This is a genomic window from Kosakonia sp. LAM2021 (assembly GCF_016620385.1).
Classification (GTDB): domain Bacteria; phylum Pseudomonadota; class Gammaproteobacteria; order Enterobacterales; family Enterobacteriaceae; genus Kosakonia; species Kosakonia sacchari.
Genome location: NZ_JAENHT010000006.1, coordinates 61329 through 78823 on the forward strand (window position 1 = coordinate 61329; position 17495 = coordinate 78823).

Annotated in this window: 17 protein-coding genes; 8 read left to right on the forward strand and 9 right to left on the reverse strand. The window is 53.1% G+C overall.

Annotation, left to right across the window (positions count from 1 at the left end; all coding sequences use genetic code 11):
* Positions 1-821: 821 nt before the first annotated feature.
* Positions 822-1709, reverse strand: coding sequence for a YghX family hydrolase (gene yghX / locus JKP81_RS14200; RefSeq protein ID WP_200552257.1), 888 nt, complete (start codon positions 1707-1709; stop codon positions 822-824).
* A 166-nt stretch (positions 1710-1875) separates the two neighbouring features.
* Between yghX and JKP81_RS14205 the strand changes: the two genes are divergently transcribed.
* Positions 1876-2916, forward strand: coding sequence for an aldo/keto reductase (locus tag JKP81_RS14205; protein ID WP_200552258.1), 1041 nt, complete (start codon positions 1876-1878; stop codon positions 2914-2916).
* A 41-nt stretch (positions 2917-2957) separates the two neighbouring features.
* Here the strand turns inward: JKP81_RS14205 and JKP81_RS14210 are convergent, their stop codons facing one another.
* Both JKP81_RS14210 and JKP81_RS14215 read right to left on the reverse strand, forming a co-directional pair.
* The gene (locus JKP81_RS14210; protein WP_017457486.1) at positions 2958-3452 is read right to left on the reverse strand and encodes a TIGR00645 family protein; all 495 of its coding nucleotides are present in this window, start codon (positions 3450-3452) and stop codon (positions 2958-2960) included.
* A gap of 87 nt (positions 3453-3539) precedes the next feature.
* Positions 3540-4046, reverse strand: a complete 507-nt coding sequence (locus tag JKP81_RS14215; protein WP_017457485.1) for an ESA_00282 family adhesion-associated protein — start codon at positions 4044-4046, stop codon at positions 3540-3542.
* 102 nt (positions 4047-4148) lie between these two features.
* Between JKP81_RS14215 and JKP81_RS14220 the strand changes: the two genes are divergently transcribed.
* From JKP81_RS14220 to JKP81_RS14230, 3 genes are all read left to right on the forward strand, one after another.
* Positions 4149-4553: a hypothetical protein gene (locus JKP81_RS14220; RefSeq protein ID WP_200552259.1), complete on the forward strand. Its 405-nt coding sequence runs from the start codon at positions 4149-4151 to the stop codon at positions 4551-4553.
* Positions 4546-4989: a cytoplasmic protein gene (locus JKP81_RS14225; protein WP_200552392.1), complete on the forward strand. Its 444-nt coding sequence runs from the start codon at positions 4546-4548 to the stop codon at positions 4987-4989. Before JKP81_RS14220 ends, JKP81_RS14225 begins: the two co-directional genes overlap by 8 nt.
* Positions 4990-5105: 116 nt before the next feature.
* Positions 5106-6002: an SDR family oxidoreductase gene (locus JKP81_RS14230; RefSeq protein WP_020455261.1), complete on the forward strand. Its 897-nt coding sequence runs from the start codon at positions 5106-5108 to the stop codon at positions 6000-6002.
* A gap of 47 nt (positions 6003-6049) precedes the next feature.
* Here the strand turns inward: JKP81_RS14230 and exbD are convergent, their stop codons facing one another.
* Together exbD and exbB are read right to left on the reverse strand one after the other, a co-directional pair.
* Positions 6050-6475 carry a TonB system transport protein ExbD gene (gene exbD / locus JKP81_RS14235; protein WP_017457481.1) on the reverse strand — a complete coding sequence of 142 codons (426 nt, stop codon included), beginning with the start codon at positions 6473-6475 and terminating at the stop codon, positions 6050-6052.
* A gap of 6 nt (positions 6476-6481) precedes the next feature.
* Positions 6482-7213 carry a tol-pal system-associated acyl-CoA thioesterase gene (exbB, locus tag JKP81_RS14240; protein ID WP_200552260.1) on the reverse strand — a complete coding sequence of 244 codons (732 nt, stop codon included), beginning with the start codon at positions 7211-7213 and terminating at the stop codon, positions 6482-6484.
* 251 nt (positions 7214-7464) lie between these two features.
* On the opposite strand from exbB, the gene metC reads away from it, so the two are divergent.
* Together metC and JKP81_RS14250 are read left to right on the forward strand one after the other, a co-directional pair.
* Positions 7465-8652 (forward strand): cystathionine beta-lyase, encoded by a 1188-nt coding sequence (metC, locus tag JKP81_RS14245; RefSeq protein ID WP_200552261.1) that lies wholly within the window; start codon positions 7465-7467, stop codon positions 8650-8652.
* A 117-nt stretch (positions 8653-8769) separates the two neighbouring features.
* The gene (locus JKP81_RS14250) at positions 8770-9429 is read left to right on the forward strand and encodes a DedA family protein (protein ID WP_020455265.1); all 660 of its coding nucleotides are present in this window, start codon (positions 8770-8772) and stop codon (positions 9427-9429) included.
* Positions 9430-9464: 35 nt separating this feature from the next.
* Here the strand turns inward: JKP81_RS14250 and JKP81_RS14255 are convergent, their stop codons facing one another.
* Positions 9465-10364 (reverse strand): AraC family transcriptional regulator, encoded by a 900-nt coding sequence (locus JKP81_RS14255; protein WP_017457477.1) that lies wholly within the window; start codon positions 10362-10364, stop codon positions 9465-9467.
* Between the two features lie 196 nt (positions 10365-10560).
* On the opposite strand from JKP81_RS14255, the gene yqhD reads away from it, so the two are divergent.
* Both yqhD and dkgA read left to right on the forward strand, forming a co-directional pair.
* Entirely contained in the window at positions 10561-11724 is a 1164-nt protein-coding gene (gene yqhD, locus JKP81_RS14260; RefSeq protein ID WP_200552262.1) for an alcohol dehydrogenase, read from the forward strand.
* Positions 11725-11825: 101 nt separating this feature from the next.
* A complete protein-coding gene (dkgA, locus tag JKP81_RS14265; RefSeq protein WP_200552263.1) occupies positions 11826-12653 on the forward strand; it encodes a 2,5-didehydrogluconate reductase DkgA in 828 nt (275 codons plus the stop codon).
* Positions 12654-12741: 88 nt separating this feature from the next.
* Here the strand turns inward: dkgA and JKP81_RS14270 are convergent, their stop codons facing one another.
* The 3 genes from JKP81_RS14270 to plsC form a co-directional block, all read right to left on the reverse strand.
* Positions 12742-14925: a YgiQ family radical SAM protein gene (locus JKP81_RS14270; RefSeq protein WP_200552264.1), complete on the reverse strand. Its 2184-nt coding sequence runs from the start codon at positions 14923-14925 to the stop codon at positions 12742-12744.
* A gap of 121 nt (positions 14926-15046) precedes the next feature.
* Positions 15047-16459, reverse strand: coding sequence for a cell division protein FtsP (ftsP, locus tag JKP81_RS14275; RefSeq protein WP_200552265.1), 1413 nt, complete (start codon positions 16457-16459; stop codon positions 15047-15049).
* 71 nt (positions 16460-16530) lie between these two features.
* Positions 16531-17268: a 1-acylglycerol-3-phosphate O-acyltransferase gene (plsC, locus tag JKP81_RS14280; RefSeq protein WP_200552266.1), complete on the reverse strand. Its 738-nt coding sequence runs from the start codon at positions 17266-17268 to the stop codon at positions 16531-16533.
* Positions 17269-17495 lie beyond the last annotated feature (227 nt).

Genomic DNA, 17495 nt, shown 5'->3' on the forward strand with positions numbered 1-17495 from the left:
TGCTAACTTTATTTCACCGTAAAAGCGGTTAACGTCAACGCAATCCGCCAACAAACAACAACATAACATGCTAATAATAAAAGATATTTTAATTTAATACTTTATTATAAAAACGACCATAAATATGGCAAAAGGAAAGAACGCCCATTATTAAAACGTTGTACTATAAAATTAAAACCATAATTAACAAATAAACATAGCATCATGTAACGATATAAAAAGCACGCTTTAACATAGCGATAATGGTTATTATCGCCATTTGAAAAACACCGATAAACATCACTAATCATTCGCTAAAAAATTTAAAAAAAATAACAGTTAAGCAAGCTTTAAATGCTTGTGAAGTCATGTTAAAAAAGATGTTTTTTTATGCAACACAACCCGATAGTGAGGCAGACAATGATACCGGGTATCATGTTAAAACCCAATCATATCGCGGTCTGTAGAGGTGCTGCGGCTCGCGCACGTTGCCAGGTCATGCAATGAGCGCGGAGACAAAACCTCTACAAACGATTATTTTTGTATACATTGATAAATATTATGAATAGCCCTCGACGATTTAGGCCGCGCCGTTTTTTTAGCCGCTTTCCCAGGAATTTTCGCAGAAAGAACGGGTGCCTAAAGTAAATTAAAGACGCTTTTTTGCCTGCCAGGAAAAGCCAGAAAATCAAAGTTATTACGTTAATTATCTATTCCTCTGCATTTCTGACTTAAAAAGCTGGCAATCATTGCTTATGTCGTTAATTTACGTCGATAAATAAAGAAAATTCGAGATATTAAACTTTTTTATATTTTCGGCATCCCTGCCAACATTACAGCCACTAGGCGAGATACTTTTTGAACCACTCCAGGGTGCGTTGCCAGGCCAATTCGGCCGCCGCCTTATCGTATCGCGGCGTTGAATCGTTGTGAAAACCGTGGTTAACGCCGGGATAAACCCACGCTTCAAAAACTTTTTGATGGGCCTTTAACGCCTGTTCATAAGCAGGCCAGCCTTCATTGATGTTTTTGTCCAGCGCAGCGTAATGCAGCAACAGCGGCGCGTTGATTTTCGCAACATCCGCCACCGGAGGTTGCCGACCATAAAAAGGCACCGCGCACGCCAGCTCAGGGTAAGCCACCGCTGCGGCATTTGACACGCCGCCGCCATAGCAAAAACCGGTGATCCCCACTTTGCCGCTCGCCTGCGGATGCTTTTGCATAAACTCGATGGCGGCAAAAAAATCATTCATCAGCTTTGTCGGGTCAACTTTCTGCTGCAATGCGCGGCCTTCATCATCGTTACCCGGGTAACCGCCCACGGAGCTTAAACCATCCGGTGCCAGCGCAATGTAACCTGCTTTGGCGACGCGGCGAGCCACATCTTCTATATACGGGTTTAACCCACGGTTTTCATGTACCACCACCACTGCCGACACTTTGCCCTGCGCTTTTGTCGGTTTGACCAGGTAACCACGCACATCGCCATGCCCGTTCGGCGACGGATAAGTGATGTATTCGGGATGAATGTCCGGATCGGTGAATTCCACCTGCGTTGCCAGCGCGTAGTTCGGTTTCAATAAGTTGAACAGCGTCAGCGCCGTCATGCCGCCCACCGCATATTTGCCCGCCAGCTGTAAAAACTCTCGCTTATTGATCTTGCCGTGTGCGTAGTAGTCGTAGTAATCGAGCAACTCCTGCGGGAAATCTTTCGCCGTTAACCGCGTCATCGTTTATCTCCGTCGTTGTACGCCTCTCTAAGCAAAGCATAGCGCTCCGCTTTTCGCTCAAAAAACATCCAGAAACAACCTCATCTTTTGATGTGCAGAAAACAGACGTAAGATAGAAACGTTGTTTCGAATTTTCATCGATAAGATTAAAAAGATAGGAGACATCATGCCTGGCTTCGCCAACCCGAATCGCTACGAACAGATGCAGTACCGTTACTGCGGCAAGAGCGGCTTGCAACTGCCCGCACTTTCGCTCGGTCTGTGGCACAGTTTTGGTCACGGGCACGCCCTGGACTCACAGCGCGCCTTGCTGCGCAAAGCATTTTCCCTCGGCATTACCCACTTTGATTTAGCCAATAACTACGGGCCGCCAGCGGGCAGCGCGGAAGAGAACTTTGGCCGCTTGCTGCGTGAGGATTTTGCCGCATACCGCGACGAGATCATTATCTCCACCAAAGCCGGTTACGATATGTGGCCAGGTCCGTACGGTTCTGGCGGTTCACGCAAATACCTGCTCGCCAGCCTCGATCAAAGCCTGAAGCGGATGGGCGTCGAATACGTGGATATCTTTTACTCACACCGGGTTGATGAAAAAACGCCAATGGAAGAGACGGCATCCGCGCTGGCGCAGGCGGTGCAGAGCGGTAAAGCGCTGTATGTCGGCATCTCTTCCTATTCCACCGAGCGCACGCAGCAAATGGCGGCGCTGTTGCGTGAGTGGAAAATACCGCTGCTTATCCACCAGCCCTCTTACAACCTGCTCAATCGCTGGGTAGATAAAACCGGCCTGCTGGATACGCTGGAAGATAACGGCGTGGGTTGCATCGCCTTTACTCCGCTGGCGCAAGGGCTACTAACCGGCAAATACCTGAACGGTATTCCGGAAGGCTCGCGCATGCAGCGTGAAGGCAAAAAAGTGCGCGGTCTGACGGAGAAAATGCTGACAGAGAGCAACCTCAACAGCTTGCGCTTGCTCAATGACATGGCACAGCGCCGCGGTCAGTCGATGGCGCAAATGGCGCTGAGCTGGCTGTTAAAAGATGCGCGAGTCACGTCGGTGCTGATTGGCGCGAGCCGTCCGGAACAGCTTGAAGAGAACGTTCAGGCGTTGAACAACCTCAGTTTTAGTAGCGAGGAACTGGCGCAGATCGACAAGCACGTTGCCGATGGCGAGCTGAATTTGTGGCAGGCTTCTTCAGATAAGTAAAACGATAATGCCGGGCGGCAGGATGCGGCCCGGCAATGAACTCAGTGTTGGTGGCGGGTTAATCGGTCCAGGTAGCCCATCACAAAAGCAGAAAGCACAAACGTCAGATGGATAATCACATACCACATCAGTTTGTTATCCGGGACGTTTTTGGCATCCATAAACACGCGCAGCAGATGAATCGACGAAATGGCGACAATCGACGCCGCCACTTTGTTTTTCAGCGATGTGGCGTCCATTTTGCCAAGCCAGTTCAACTTCTCTTTATGCTCGGCGATATCGAGCTGTGAGACGAAATTTTCATAGCCGGAAAACATCACCATCACCAGCAAACCACCCACCAGCGTCATATCCACCAGCGACAACAGCGTCAGGATTAGATCCGCTTCCGCCAGGTTGAAGATATTGGGCAGGACGTGAAAAATCTCCTGGAAGAATTTTACCGTCAGCGCAAGCAGGGCAAGGGAGAGGCCGAAGTAAACCGGGGCGAGCAACCAGCGCGAAGCGTACATTGCGTTTTCCAGAAAGCGTTCCATGTTGCGTAAAGTCTCTTCAGATTGCTAAACCGGCGCTCAGTATATCCCAGCCAGGCAAACAATTTGCAACACTAAAGCAACACGGCACTACACCTCTTCGGGGTTGACCCACGGTCGTTGGTTCTCTGGCCATACCAGCACGACCAGCGCCGGATATGCTTCCATACTGAATTCACGAAAACACTGACGCAGGTTGAGCACATCCAGATCCGAATGCGGTACTTTTTCACCATTTACGCAGCGCTTCTTTATATTGTCGTAATACTTATACACCGCAGAATTCAGATCGCTACAGCGACGCTGCGCTTCAAATAACCCAGGCGTACTATTTAATTCCGCCATATTCATGCGCTTAATTGTCGCATGAAGAAAATCTATATATTCATGATTAACACGCCAGTACCACACTGGCGTAATCGCATTCATTAACGCGGAGAAATGATCTTCCCCCTCCTCTTTTGATAACGGTTGCGGTGGTAAAGGCGGATTATCAATTTCACTAAGGGGAGCTTTTTTATTGTACTCACGCATCAATAAAAGAACGCCGCCCGTCAGCAGCAATAAAGCAATAACAGAATAAAAAATACTGTTCATGAGCAGGCTCCTTTTTTTTGATTTTAAAAGTGCGCCATGATATTGTCAACGAACCTCACGCCTGAACACCCTCTTCCCTGTTGATATTAAAGGACATTGGAAATGCTTCCCGAGAATCTTGTCCCGGCACGATTTCACATTTCTGCCGTTGAAACCAAGCCTGGAGAAGAAGGAAAAGAGCCTAATTTAACTCAGGGTAAAAGAACACTCGCTGAACATGCTAACGATATATTAGCGAATGCCAGCCGTACCGGGCAGTCGAGAAATATGCTACTGGAAGAACGCGACCGCCATATAAAAGAGCGGCTATTGTGTGTGGTAAAAATCGAGACTTTCGCGCGTTTACTTAATGATTTACAAGCAGAAGGCGAGATAGATGCCCAAACATTAAGCCAAATAATTGCGGATAAAACTCAGCAAATAAATGAAGCAGGTAATGAGATTTGGCTTAACCTCATTACCCGAGAAAAAGATACGCCAATGTTTTATAAGTTCGGGGATGAATAACGTGAAAGAGGCCGATAATAATAACGTTTATTTAGCTTTAGAAGAGAAAAAAAGTGATGAATTTATCTTAAAGCAAAATAAAGAAGCCCTGATATTAAGCAAAAACGAAACTATTCAGCGAATCGCGCGTGAACTGATTTCTATTCCTGCGGCACTGGTGCGCCTGAAATGGCAGAACCGTCGCGAAATCTATCCCCTGCAGGTGAAAGAAGAGATTTATGGCGCTGTCATCGACGCCATCATCGCGCAAAAACCAGAGTTGCGGGACAAAATCATGGGGCGCCTGGAAGCGAACTATCAGTACATTCTGAGCCGCGAAACCGCGACGTTACGCCTGAGCCGCAAACTAAGCGATGGCGAATATCGCACCTCAAATGTAACGACCGTGGCACTGGAAGAAGAAGCGGCGGCGAAGCGAGCCGCAAACACTAAATAGCCCTTTACCTCTCCCACGCTTGTACTCCTTCGCCTCAAGATAATCCTGAATTAGTCTGCATTTTCAGCTCAGGCTTCTACCCTTAAGTACTCAACAACCGATATGGAGGGTACGTAATGGCGAATAACCAGACGAAAATGCAGGATCCCACCACGCAGTATTACACTGGCGAATACCCGAAACAGCGGCAACCAACGCCAGGCGTACAGTCGAAGATGGATCCCGTTCCCGACTGCGGCGAGAACAGCTACGTCGGTAGCGGGCGGCTAAAAGATCGCAAAGCGCTGGTGACTGGCGGCGATTCAGGCATTGGCCGCGCGGCGGCTATTGCCTATGCGCGAGAAGGCGCAGATGTCGCCATCAACTATTTGCCTGCGGAAGAGGAAGACGCGCAGCAGGTGAAGGCGCAAATCGAAGCCGCCGGGCGCAAAGCGGTGTTAATTCCCGGTGACCTGACCGATGAGTCTTTTGCCCGCTCTTTGCCGCACAAGGCAAAAGAGCAGCTTGGCGGGCTGGATATTCTGGCGCTGGTGGCGGGTAAACAGACTGCGGTGGAAGAGATTGCCAACCTGACGACAGAGCAATTTACCCAAACCTACACCGTTAACGTTTTTGCGCTGTTCTGGATAACCCAGGAAGCCGTGCCGTTGCTGCCACCGGGCGGGAGCATCATCACCACCTCGTCTATTCAGGCGTATCAACCGAGTACTCATCTGCTGGACTACGCCTCAACCAAGGCGGCAATCCTCAATTACAGCCGGGGACTGGCGAAGCAGGTCGCGGAAAAAGGGATTCGGGTTAACATCGTAGCCCCGGGACCAATCTGGACAGCGCTGCAAATTGCCGGGGGTCAGCCGCAGGAGAAACTGCCGCAGTTTGGCCAGCAAACGCCAATGAAGCGTGCCGGGCAGCCTGCAGAACTGGCACCGATTTATGTTTATCTGGCGAGCCAGGAATCAAGCTACGTTACCGCCGAAGTGCATGGCGTGACGGGCGGCGAGCACCTTGGATAACAGGCATAAAAAAGCTGGCATTCGCCAGCTTTTTAATTGATTCAGTATTACTTCGCTTTCGCGACTTCTTCGCCCACCAGACCGATCTTCAGATATCCCGCCTGATGCAGCGTATCCATCACCTTCATCATCGTTTCGTAATCAACGGTTTTATCCGCGCGAAAGAAGATAGTCGTGTCTTTTTTACCTTCGGTTAGCGTATTCAGCGCGTTAACCATCGTTTCATCGGTAACCTGATCGTTACCAATAAACATGGTGTTATCGGCTTTTACCGACAGGTAAACCGGTTTTTCCGGGCGCGGCTGCGGCTGGCTGGTCGATGCCGGCAGGTTAACTTTCACATCAACCGTGGCAAGCGGCGCGGCCACCATAAAGATAATCAGCAGCACTAACATCACGTCGATAAACGGCGTGACGTTGATTTCATGCATTTCGCCGTTATCGTCCAGGTTTTCATTAAGACGCATTGCCATGACGAATCAACCTACTCGTAATTTTTGCGCGGTGCGAACCGGCTGAGCGTTGCTGGCAGCCAGATCCAGATCGCGGCTTTGCAGCAGCAGAACTTGCGCGGCAACATCGCCGAGGGTCGCTTTATAGCTGCCGATCATACGGGCGAAGATGTTGTAAATCACCACCGCCGGGATAGCAGCAACCAGGCCGATAGCCGTTGCCAGCAGCGCTTCCGCGATGCCCGGCGCGACAACCGCGAGGTTGGTGGTTTGCGTCTGCGCAATACCGATGAAGCTGTTCATGATGCCCCAAACGGTACCAAACAGACCAATAAACGGCGAGATTGCGCCAATCGTTGCCAGATAGCCATTCCCACGCCCCATATGGCGACCGGTGGCAGCAACGCGGCGTTCGAGACGAAAACCGGTGCGCTCTTTAATGCCTTCGTTATCTTCGCTGCCTGCGGATAACGCCAGTTCGTTCTGGGCTTCGTTGATCAACATTGTGCTCAGGCTGCGCGCGTGGAAAGCGGAAGCAATTTCACTCGCCTGATCCAGAGAGCGGGCTTCAGCTAACTGCTGCTGCTCACGCTTGAGGCGGCGCTTGTGTGAAATCATCTCAACGCTTTTGCTGAAGAAAAGCGCCCACGTGACGATAGACGCCAGAATCAGGCCGATCATCACCACCTTCACAACGATGTCGGCATGCTGGTACATGCCCCACACGGATAGATCCGTCTGCATCAAATTATTACCCACAGTGTATCTCCGAGACGCAAATCACAAAATCTGTGCGCCATGATATCAAAAAGTCGTCGAATTGATAGTAGTTCTCATTAGTATTTGCAGAGTGCCTGAATTAAAAGTCATTTTCTTTGCGCTTACGCAGTAAACAGACTCCATTGAACATTTTCTGGAAAAAATTCACTCACCGGCACAACACTGCGAGGCATCCGTCAACAATCATGGTAGTCTGGACATCCAGACGTATAAAAACAGGTTGAGCGAGAATGACGGCAAAGCATCTTGATACCGCTCTGGTTAACGCAGGGCGCAGCAAAAAATACACGCAAGGGTCAGTGAACAGCGTTATCCAACGCGCCTCTTCACTGGTATTCGACACTGTTGAAGCCAAAAAACACGCGACACGTAACCGCGCCAACGGCGAACTGTTTTACGGTCGTCGCGGCACGCTCACGCACTTTTCGCTGCAAGACGCGATGTGTGAACTGGAAGGCGGTGCGGGCTGTGCGCTCTTCCCCTGCGGCGCTGCGGCGGTGGCAAATACCATTCTGGCGTTTGTTGAACAAGGCGATCATGTGTTGATGACCAACACCGCCTATGAACCCAGCCAGGATTTCAGCACCAAAATTCTCGCCAAACTCGGCGTCACCACCAGTTGGTTCGACCCGATGATAGGTTCCAGCATCGTGCGGCTGATTCAGCCAAACACCAAAGTAGTGTTCCTGGAGTCTCCCGGCTCAATCACCATGGAAGTCCACGATGTTCCGGCGATTGTGCAGGCGGTGCGAAGCGTTGCGCCAGACGCCATTATCATGATCGATAACACCTGGGCGGCGGGCGTTCTGTTTAAGGCGCTGGAATTCGATATTGATATCTCGATTCAGGCGGCAACCAAATACCTGATTGGCCACTCCGACGGCATGATCGGTACGGCGGTATCCAACGCCCGCTGTTGGGAACAACTGCGTGAAAACGCTTATTTGATGGGGCAAATGGTGGATGCCGACACGGCGTATATGACCAGCCGTGGTCTGCGTACGCTGGGCGTTCGTCTGCGTCAGCACCACGAAAGCAGCCTGAAAATTGCCGAATGGCTGGCGGCACATCCGCAGGTGGCGCGCGTTAATCACCCGGCGCTTCCCGGCAGTAAAGGCCACGAGTTCTGGCAGCGGGATTTTAGCGGTAGCAGCGGCTTGTTCTCGTTTGTGCTGAATAAGCGCTTAAGTAATGAAGAATTAGCCAACTACCTCGACCATTTCTCGCTGTTCAGCATGGCGTATTCGTGGGGCGGTTACGAGTCGTTGATACTCGCCAACCAGCCAGAACAGCTGGCGGCGATTCGCCCGGACGGTGACGTGGATTTCACCGGCACATTAATCCGAGTGCACATTGGTTTAGAGAATGTTGACGATCTGATTGAGGATTTAGTGGCGGGCTTTCAGCGCATTGTGTAAACCAGGCTTACGGGCGTAAGTATTCAGAAAATTCTCTGTTTCTTGCGCCCCCGATCAAGGTGTTTCAGGCGAACTGGAGTACAATAGCCTCCTCTACGCGGTTCCACGGGAAAGTCCATGGCTGTTATTCAAGATATTATTGCTGCGCTCTGGCATCACGACTTTGCTGCGCTGGCAAATCCACATGTTGTGGGTGTTGTTTATTTAGTAATGTTTGCCACCCTCTTTTTAGAAAACGGCCTGCTTCCTGCTTCGTTTTTACCCGGTGACAGTTTGCTGCTGCTTGCTGGTGCGTTGATTGCGCGCGGCTGCATGGATTTCGTCGCGACGTTAGCCATCCTAACTTCCGCCGCCAGTCTCGGTTGCTGGCTGAGCTATATCCAGGGCAAGTGGCTTGGGAATACGCGCGTGGTGAAAAGCTGGCTCTCGCAGTTGCCGGTTAAATATCACGAGCGGGCGACCTATATGTTTGACCGTCACGGTCTGCTGGCACTGCTGGCGGGGCGTTTCCTGGCCTTTATCCGCACCCTGCTGCCGACGATGGCGGGCATTTCCGGCCTCTCTAACCGCCGTTTCCAGTTATTTAACTGGCTGAGCGGGCTGCTGTGGGTCGGCGCGGTGACCTCGCTGGGCTACGCCATCAGCATGATCCCATTTGTGAAACGCCATGAAGATCAGGTAATGACCTTCCTGATGCTGCTGCCGGTGTTCCTGCTGGTTGTCGGCCTGGTTGGCGCTGTCACTGTGGTGCTGAAGAAAAAATACTGCAACGCGTAACGCGTTTCCCCTCTTCGCCATGAAGAGGGGAAGTCTTACATTCCCTGCATCATGCGAATTCTCGCCACATCTTCTCCCGGCGTCAGGCCAAAATAGCGCTTAAACTCACGGCTAAATTGCGACGGGCTTTCATAGCCAACGCGCATGGCCGCCGCCCCGGCTTTCATACCATCGTGCACCATCAACATGCGCGCTTTGTGCAGACGGTAAGTTTTCAGGTATTGCAGCGGCGAGGTGCTGGTCACCGATTTAAAGTTATGGTGAAACGCCGAGACGCTCATATTGGCTTCCGCCGCCAGTTGGTCAACGCTGAGGTTTTCCGTGTACTGGCTTTCAATGCGTTTTAGCACGCGGCTTATCAGGCTGAAGTGGGTCTGGCGGCTAACTAACGCCAGCAGCGCCCCGCCGCGCGGCCCGGTTAGCACGTGGTAAAGCATTTCGCGGATAATCTGTTTGCCGAGAATACGCGCATCCAGCGGACGTTCCATCACATCCAGCAAACGCTCAGCGGCACAGAGGATCTCCTCCGATAACACCGCTGAGTTAATGCCGCTTGCCGCCACATCCGGGCGAAAATGTTCGTCTTCGCCGATATCCATTAGCAGCTCCTGCAATTGCAGAATATCGACATTCAAACGGATCCCCGCCAGCGGTACTTCCGGCGTGGCGAAGGTTTCACACTCAAACGGTAGCGGTACGGTCAGCAGTAAATATTCATTGGTGTCATAACGAAAAACTCTTTCATTGATATAACCAATTTTGTGACCGGAAAAGAGAAAAACGATGCCCGGCTGATACATCACCGGCGTACGGGTTCCCGGCTGAGTACCGTACAGCAAGCGAATATCCGGCAGCAGTGCATTGAGCCTATTTTCATTCACTTTCAATCGCTTAATCTTTTCAGTGAGCTGCAGGCAAATCTCTTCACGCTTCATTTCTCGCCACTCCGGCAGGCTATTTCGACCCGTACAGTGTGCAAACTTTTGTGCTTTTTCTCCAGTCACAAGGAGAAACAGGCAAGACATCGGCAGGAATGTGCATTGAGAGCGCGCCAGCCCGCGCCCACAATAATCGCCATTGGGCAAATCACCGCCACACTCTTTTTTCACCTCAATAAGAAGGGAACGAGCAATGAACAATTTTAATCTGCATACCCCGACCCGCATCCTGTTCGGCAAAGGTGCCATTGCCAATCTGCGTGAGCAAATCCCGACTGGCGCACGCGTACTGATCACCTACGGTGGCGGCAGCGTGAAGAAAAACGGCGTGCTCGACCAGGTTTACAGCGCGCTGCAAGGGCTGGATGTGCGTGAATTCAGCGGCATCGAACCGAACCCGACCTACGAAACGCTGATGAAAGCGGTACAGGTTGTTAAAGATGAAAACATCACCTTCCTGCTGGCAGTCGGCGGCGGTTCCGTGCTGGACGGCACCAAATTTATCGCCGCGGCGGCTCACTATGCTGATGGCATTGATCCGTGGCACATCCTGCAAACGCGCGGCGGCGAAATTAAAAGCGCGATCCCGATGGGTTCTGTGCTGACGCTGCCGGCGACCGGTTCCGAGTCCAACGCAGGCGCAGTGGTATCGCGTAAAGCGACCGGCGACAAACAGGCGTTCCACTCCCCGTTCGTTCAGCCGGTCTTCGCGGTGCTGGATCCGGTCTACACCTATACCCTGCCGCCACGCCAGGTGGCGAACGGCGTGGTTGACGCCTTTGTTCACACCGTTGAGCAGTACGTCACTTATCCGGTTGATGGCAAAATCCAGGATCGCTTTGCCGAAGGCATTCTGCTGACGCTAATTGAAGAAGGCCCGAAAGCCTTGCAGGAGCCGGAAAACTACGACGTGCGCGCCAACGTGATGTGGGCGGCGACACAAGCGCTGAACGGCCTGATTGGCGCGGGCGTGCCGCAGGATTGGGCCACGCACATGCTGGGCCACGAACTGACAGCGATGCATGGACTTGACCATGCCCAGACGCTGGCGGTGGTTCTGCCTGCACTGTGGAATGAGAAACGCGACACCAAACGCGAAAAACTGCTGCAATACGCAGAGCGCGTCTGGAACATCAAAGACGGTTCTGAGAACGAGCGTATCGACGCGGCGATTGAAGCCACGCGCAACTTCTTCGAGCAGATGGGCGTTCCGACCCGCCTTTCCGGTTATGGCCTGGACGGCAGTTCCATTCCGGCGCTGCTGGCGAAACTGGAAGAACACGGCATGACAAAACTGGGCGAACGCCAGGATATCACGCTGGATGTGAGCCGTCGTATTTACGAAGCGGCACGTTAAGGTCTCATTGCCCCGCCTTCCGTTTTTGGTTTTTTCGACCACACTTAATGCACATCACCTTACCGGGCTCGTCCCGGTAAGCTTATTCAAAGGAGAAATGCATGACACATCCAACCGTGATTAAGCTTTCTGACGGCAACCTGATGCCGCAACTGGGTCTTGGCGTGTGGAAAGCGAGCAACGAGGAAGTGATAACCGCCATCCAAAAGGCGCTGGAGGTGGGATATCGCTCCATTGATACCGCCGCCGCCTATAAGAACGAAGAGGGCGTTGGCAAAGCGTTAGCCAGCGCAGGGGTGCCGCGTGAGGAGTTATTTATCACCACCAAGCTGTGGAATGACGATCAAAAACATCCCGCCGAAGCGCTGAAAACCAGCCTGAAAAAGCTGCAACTGGATTACGTCGATCTCTATCTGATGCACTGGCCTGTTCCGGCTATCGATCATTACGTTGAGGCCTGGCAAGGCATGATCGAGCTGCAAAAACAGGGGCTGGTAAAAAGTATCGGCGTGTGTAATTTCGAGATCCACCACCTGCAAAAAATCATTGATGAAACCAGCGTGATCCCGGTTATTAACCAGATCGAATTGCACCCGTTGATGCAACAGCGGCAACTGCATGCCTGGAACGCGACGCATAAAATCCAGACCGAGTCCTGGAGCCCGCTGGCACAGGGCGGCGAAGGGGTGTTTGATCAAAAAATTATCCGCGATCTGGCGGATAAATACGGCAAAACCCCTGCTCAGGTGGTGATCCGCTGGCATCTTGATAGCGGCCTGGTAGTGATCCCGAAATCGGTCACGCCGACGCGTATTGCCGAGAACTTTAACGTCTGGGATTTCCGCCTGGATAAAGACGAGCTGGCGGAGATCGCCAAACTGGATGCCGGTAAACGGCTGGGCCCGGACCCGGATCAGTTCGGGGGTTAAGTTTTTCCAGCAGGCCACAACGCTGTCATTGTGGCTTTTTGTCTACAGAAAATAAAAATCCCGGCATCTCGCCGGGATTTTTATGTGCTTAACGCACGCGTGAGGCTTTTTTCTTCGCTGGCGCTGCGGCGGTGTTTTTGCCGTTGCTGCGCTGATGCACAATCGGCGTGTGCTTGGTTAGTGCCGGGCGCGACTGGCGATTCTGGCGTCGCGCTTCACGCATTTCATCAAGCGTCGGCGCTGGCACCAGGCATTCACGGCGTGAACCAATCAGGTGCTTTTTACCCATCGCTTCCAGCGCCTGGCGCAGCAGCGGCCAGTTAGCCGGATCGTGATAACGCAGCAGCGCTTTATGCAGGCGGCGCTGTTTATCCCCTTTCGGCACTACCACTTCTTCGCTCTTGTAATCGATCTTCGACAGCGGGTTTTTCCCGGTGTAATACATGGTCGTCGAGTTAGCCAGCGGTGACGGATAGAAGTTCTGCACCTGATCTAAGCGGAAACGGTGACGCTTGAGCCACAGCGCCAGGTTCACCATATCTTCATCGCGCGTGCCGGGGTGCGCAGAGATAAAGTACGGGATCAGATACTGCTCTTTACCCGCCTCTTTAGAATAGGTGTCGAACAGCTGTTTAAAGCGGTCGTAGCTGCCCATTCCCGGTTTCATCATCTTCGACAGCGGTCCCTCTTCGGTATGCTCCGGGGCAATCTTCAGATAACCGCCGACGTGGTGCGTCGCCAGCTCTTTCACATAGCGCGGATCCTCCACCGCCAGATCGTAACGCACGCCGGAAGCGATCAGGATCTTCTTGATACCTTTCAGATCGCGGGCGCGGCGATAGAGATCGATCGTCGGCTGATGGTTAGTGTCCATGTGCGGACAGATGTCCGGGTAAACGCAGGAGAGACGGCGACATGTCTGTTCAGCGCGCGGCGATTTACAGCGCAGCATATACATGTTGGCGGTTGGACCGCCAAGATCGGAGATTACGCCGGTAAAACCGGGCACCGTGTCACGAATCGCTTCGATCTCATTGATGATCGAATCTTCGGAGCGGCTCTGAATAATGCGTCCTTCGTGCTCGGTGATCGAGCAGAAAGAACAGCCCCCAAAGCAGCCGCGCATGATGTTAATCGAGAAGCGAATCATCTCGTAGGCCGGAATACGGCTGTTACCGTATGCCGGGTGCGGCACGCGCTTGTAAGGCAGCGCAAAAACGCTGTCCATCTCTTCAGTCGACAGCGGGATCGCCGGAGGGTTGATCCAGATATAACGATCGCCATGCTTTTGCAGCAGCGCACGGGCGCAGCCGGGGTTCGTTTCGTGGTGCAGAATGCGCGACGCGTGCGCGTAGAGCACTTTGTCAGCTTTCACCTTCTCAAAGGAAGGCAGCAGCACGTAGGTTTTCTCCCACGGTTTCGGGCGCGGCGGCTGGACGGTAACGCGTTTTGCTTCCTGCGCTTTCGGCTCAACCGGTTTGTTATCAGCGCACGGCAGATCGTCGCCGTAAGGATGCGGAATTGGATCGATTTTTCCCGGCGTATCAAGGCGCGTGGAATCAACGCCGCTCCAGCCCGGCAACGCTTCTTTGACGATGATCGCGGTATTACGCACATCACGAATTTCACCGATTGGCTCACCGGCCGCCAGGCGGTGCGCCACTTCCACCAGCGGGCGCTCGCCGTTGCCGAACATCAGCATGTCGGCTTTGGCATCAATTAGCACCGATCGGCGCACCGTATCAGACCAGTAATCATAATGCGCGGTACGGCGCAGGCTGGCTTCGATACCGCCGAGGATCACCGGCACATCTTTCCACGCCTCTTTACAGCGCTGGGTATAAACCAGCGTCGCGCGATCCGGGCGTTTACCGGCGACGTTATCCGGCGTGTAAGCATCGTCATGGCGCAGCTTACGATCGGCGGTGTAGCGGTTGATCATTGAGTCCATGTTACCGGCGGTCACGCCGAAGAACAGGTTTGGTTTACCGAGACGCATAAAGTCGTCTTTGCTGTTCCAGTCCGGCTGGGCGATGATGCCAACGCGAAAGCCCTGCGCTTCGAGCATACGGCCGCAAATGGCCATGCCGAAACTCGGGTGGTCGACATAGGCATCACCCGTCACCAGAATGATGTCGCAGCTATCCCAGCCAAGTTGATCCATCTCTTCGCGCGACATCGGCAAAAACGGCGCGGGGCCGAAGCAGGCCGCCCAGTACTGGGGCCATGAGAAAAGGTCACGATCCGGTTGGATCAGGGATATTGCGCTCATCTTGCTTCCAAAAGTGGTAAAAAAATCATCAAAGGGCGGCGATTATACGCCGTAAACTTGCACGAAATGAAGGAGGATTTTGTCAAGGCCTGATAAGCGTGCAGCCACCAGGCCAGGTCAGTTATGGCGCGGGGTTCACCAGCAGTTGCCCCACGGAACCACGATCGGCCATTTCCAGCGTCTGGCTTTGATACAGGAACGGGAAGTGCGGCCATGAAGGCTGACCAAACCACACCAGCAGCTCCACTTGACCGTCAATCCAGACCGTATCTTTCCAGCCCCGGTCTTCCGGGAAAGGCATCGCGCCATTCACATTGCGCACCTGGAACATCACGCCTTCCATATGGAACGATTGCGGCATCTCCGCACGCACCGTCCAGCGCTCCCAGGTGCCCTGCTGGGCGGTAATATCGATACGCTGCGTATCCCACAGCTGGCTGTTAATGCCCGGATCGCTACCCAGGGTAATGTCGCGGTTGCGGGTTGGCGTACCGGCCTGAATATCGGTCGGCAACAGGCGCATCGGCAGCGTGTCGGTGACCAGCGGCAGCAGGCCGGTTGGTCGCAGCGTCAACACCAGCGTGGAGATCAAAATACTCGACGGTTCAAAGAAGCCGCGCAGGCGATCCATAATGCTCGCCGCTTCACCGCAGGTGATCGACACTTCATCACCGTTGGTCATATCCACCAGCACTTCGCGCCGCTCGCCCGGTGCCAGAGAAAGCTGCTTAACCGAGACTGGCGCTGGCAAAAAACCCTGATCGCCGGCAATGACATGCAGTGCGCGACCATCGCTCATTTGCAATTGATAACGGCGGGAGTTTGAAGCATTTAACAGACGCAGACGCACCCAGCCGCGAGAGACTTCGACATAAGGACTTTGCGCACCGTTGACCATCAGCGTATCACCGACAAATCCCCCGCTGCCCGGCTCGCTGTATTCCGGCGTGCCGAAATTATCCAGCCGTTTATCCTGAATAATGACCGGGAAATCATCTACGCCGTAGTGCTTAGGGATCGGCAGCGTTTTGCTGATCTCATCCTCGACCAACCACATCCCGGCGAGGCCGTTATACACCTGCTGCGCGGTACGGTTCGGCGTATTGGCGTGATACCACAACGTCCCCGCGCTCTGGCGGATCGGCAGTACCGGTGCCCAGTCGTTATTGGCGGTCATCATGCGCGCCGCGCCGCCGATAAGCGGGCCAGGCACCTGCAAACCGCTCACGGTCATCGCCACGTTTTCCGCCAGCCGATTGCTGTAAATCAGCTTAACGTCATCGCCATTCCAGACGCGGATTGTCGGCCCAAGATAACGCCCGTTAATGCCGGAAACCTGCGCCCGAGTGCCGGTGGCAAACGACCAGTGCGCGCGTTGTAAGGTCATAAACAGCGGCTGACCGCGCCGGGATTCCAGCAGCGGAGGAATGGGCAGCGGCGGTTGCGGCCCGGCAGCATTTGCCCTCAGCGGCACCGCGCCTGCACAAAGCGCAACCCCGGATGCCTGAAGAAACTGACGCCGACTGAGTGACATATTTGCTCCGTGTAAAACTGACTCAATGCGCCGGAGGTTTTCTCTCCTGCGGTGTTGCGAAATAAAACAGATTAAACCCGGCCGGTTGCTTCGCGTTCTGCAACTTCTTTATCGAGCTCTGCAATTTTGGCCGCCATCAGTTCACGACAGTGCGTCGCCAGCTGGCGTACCTGATCTTTACCAAATTGCGAAACATCCACCGGCGGCAGCATCTCGACAATCACCAGCCCGTTGCGCAGACGGTTGAGGTTAACTTTGTTCGCGTTGTTGGAAACACAAACAGGAATGATCGGAACACCAGCGGCAATCGCCGCATGAAACGCGCCGGTTTTGAACGGCAGCAAACCGCGACCGCGGCTGCGGGTGCCTTCCGGGAACATCCAGATAGAAATATTGCGTTTCTGGATCTGTTTCACCACTTCGGCAATGGTGCCGTGCGCTTTTGCACGATTGTTGCGATCGATAAGCAGATTACCGGTCAGCCAGTAAAGCTGGCCGAAGAACGGCACCCATAGCAGGCTTTTCTTACCGACGGTGACCGTTGGCGGCAGCACAATGCTGGAGGCGGTCACCATATCGTAGTTGCTCTGGTGGTTCGCAATATAGATAGCGTTACCGAACTTTTCCGCGCCTGGAGGCAGACGGGTTTCGACTTTCAAACCAAAGACCGGCGCAAGGCGACCGAACATATGGCCGAAGGTGGCAACGTGTTTAGGATTACGCGGACTGAGTAAACAATAGAGAGAGCCGAATACGCACACCAGAATGGAGTAGATGACGACAATAATGACGCGAAAAATGAATAGCATAACAAACCTCTGAAGCCCATACCTTTGAGCATTATATACACGCCAGCGCCATCACGCTGAAACTGGCTGTGTCGCCGTCGACCCGCAGCGGGCCTGGGCTATTTTTTTAAAGGCCGCAGTAGGGTGTGCGGCCTTTAAAAAAACGTATTGTTAATCGCAATGCACGAATTAACAACGCTTTTACGGGAAATTTTCTCAGAAAGATCTCCCCACCGGGAAGGTGGGGA

Bases quoted from the DNA above. Each gene is read 5' to 3' on its own strand.
- yghX (WP_200552257.1), bottom strand. From the start codon at position 1,709: ATGACGCGGTTAACGGCGAAAGATTTCCCGCAGGAGTTGCTCGATTAC.
- JKP81_RS14205 (WP_200552258.1), top strand. From the start codon at position 1,876: ATGCCTGGCTTCGCCAACCCGAATCGCTACGAACAGATGCAGTACCGT.
- JKP81_RS14210 (WP_017457486.1), bottom strand. From the start codon at position 3,452: ATGGAACGCTTTCTGGAAAACGCAATGTACGCTTCGCGCTGGTTGCTC.
- JKP81_RS14215 (WP_017457485.1), bottom strand. From the start codon at position 4,046: ATGAACAGTATTTTTTATTCTGTTATTGCTTTATTGCTGCTGACGGGC.
- JKP81_RS14220 (WP_200552259.1), top strand. From the start codon at position 4,149: ATGCTTCCCGAGAATCTTGTCCCGGCACGATTTCACATTTCTGCCGTT.
- JKP81_RS14225 (WP_200552392.1), top strand. From the start codon at position 4,546: ATGAATAACGTGAAAGAGGCCGATAATAATAACGTTTATTTAGCTTTA.
- JKP81_RS14230 (WP_020455261.1), top strand. From the start codon at position 5,106: ATGGCGAATAACCAGACGAAAATGCAGGATCCCACCACGCAGTATTAC.
- exbD (WP_017457481.1), bottom strand. From the start codon at position 6,475: ATGGCAATGCGTCTTAATGAAAACCTGGACGATAACGGCGAAATGCAT.
- metC (WP_200552261.1), top strand. From the start codon at position 7,465: ATGACGGCAAAGCATCTTGATACCGCTCTGGTTAACGCAGGGCGCAGC.
- JKP81_RS14250 (WP_020455265.1), top strand. From the start codon at position 8,770: ATGGCTGTTATTCAAGATATTATTGCTGCGCTCTGGCATCACGACTTT.
- JKP81_RS14255 (WP_017457477.1), bottom strand. From the start codon at position 10,364: ATGAAGCGTGAAGAGATTTGCCTGCAGCTCACTGAAAAGATTAAGCGA.
- yqhD (WP_200552262.1), top strand. From the start codon at position 10,561: ATGAACAATTTTAATCTGCATACCCCGACCCGCATCCTGTTCGGCAAA.
- dkgA (WP_200552263.1), top strand. From the start codon at position 11,826: ATGACACATCCAACCGTGATTAAGCTTTCTGACGGCAACCTGATGCCG.
- JKP81_RS14270 (WP_200552264.1), bottom strand. From the start codon at position 14,925: ATGAGCGCAATATCCCTGATCCAACCGGATCGTGACCTTTTCTCATGG.
- ftsP (WP_200552265.1), bottom strand. From the start codon at position 16,459: ATGTCACTCAGTCGGCGTCAGTTTCTTCAGGCATCCGGGGTTGCGCTT.
- plsC (WP_200552266.1), bottom strand. From the start codon at position 17,268: ATGCTATTCATTTTTCGCGTCATTATTGTCGTCATCTACTCCATTCTG.